This window comes from Streptomyces sp. NPDC126503, from assembly GCF_040302405.1.
GTDB classification, from domain to species: Bacteria; Actinomycetota; Actinomycetes; order Streptomycetales; family Streptomycetaceae; genus Streptomyces; species Streptomyces gulbargensis.
Window position 1 is genome coordinate 1 of record NZ_JBEORS010000062.1, and the last position, 1,013, is coordinate 1,013.

1 protein-coding gene is annotated in these 1,013 nt (G+C 71.4%); it reads right to left on the reverse strand.

Annotated elements, in window-relative coordinates; translation table 11 throughout:
• Window positions 1-1,013, reverse strand: a 1,013-nt coding sequence (locus tag ABTY40_RS30845; RefSeq protein ID WP_502990717.1) for an ATP-binding protein, incomplete at both ends; no start/stop codon positions are given.

A 1,013-nucleotide genomic window follows, 5' to 3' on the forward strand; every position in this document is an offset into this window, starting at 1 on the left:
TTGGCGCCGGCGGCCAGGCCGGTGCGGGCGAGGGTCATGCCGAGGCTGGAGGGCAGGGAGACCTCCAGGCGCTTGCCGCCGACCTCGACCACGATGGTCTCGCGGCCCGTCTCGTCCTCGTCGCTGTCGTCGGCGGCGGGGGCGAAGGGCTTGATGTCGTTGACGAACTCGGTCTCGATCCAGCGGGTGTGGACGCGGAAGGGGCTGGAGGTGAAGGCGGGGTCGACCACGACGGCCTGGTGGAAGGGGATGGCGGTGGCCATGCCCTCGACCTTGAACTCCGCGAGGGCGCGGGCGGCGCGCTGGAGGGCCTGTTCGCGGGTGGCGCCGGTGATGACGAGTTTGGCCAGGAGGGAGTCCCAGGCGGGGCCGATGACGCTGCCGGACTCGACGCCGGCGTCGAGGCGGACGCCGGGGCCGGTGGGCGGGGCGAAGAGGGTGACGGTGCCGGGGGCGGGCAGGAAGCCGCGGCCGGGGTCTTCGCCGTTGATGCGGAACTCGAAGGAGTGGCCGCGGATCTCGGGGTCGTCGTAGCCGAGGGGCTCGCCGTCGGCGATGCGGAACATCTCCCGGACCAGGTCGATGCCGGTGACTTCCTCGGTGACGGGGTGTTCGACCTGCAGGCGGGTGTTGACCTCGAGGAAGGAGATCGTGCCGTCCAGGCCGACGAGGAACTCCACCGTGCCGGCGCCGACGTAGCCGGCTTCCTTCAGGATCGCCTTGGAGGCGGCGTAGAGCTGCTTGTTCTGTTCCTCGGTCAGGAAGGGGGCGGGGGCTTCCTCGACGAGCTTTTGGTGCCTTCGCTGCAGGGAGCAGTCGCGGGTGGAGACGACGACGACGTTGCCGTGGGTGTCGGCCAGGCACTGGGTCTCGACGTGGCGGGGCTTGTCGAGGTAGCGCTCGACGAAGCATTCGCCGCGGCCGAAGGCGGCGACGGCCTCGCGGACGGCGGAGTCGTAGAGTTCGGGGACCTCCTCCAGGGTGCGGGCGACCTTCAGGCCGCGGCCGCCGCC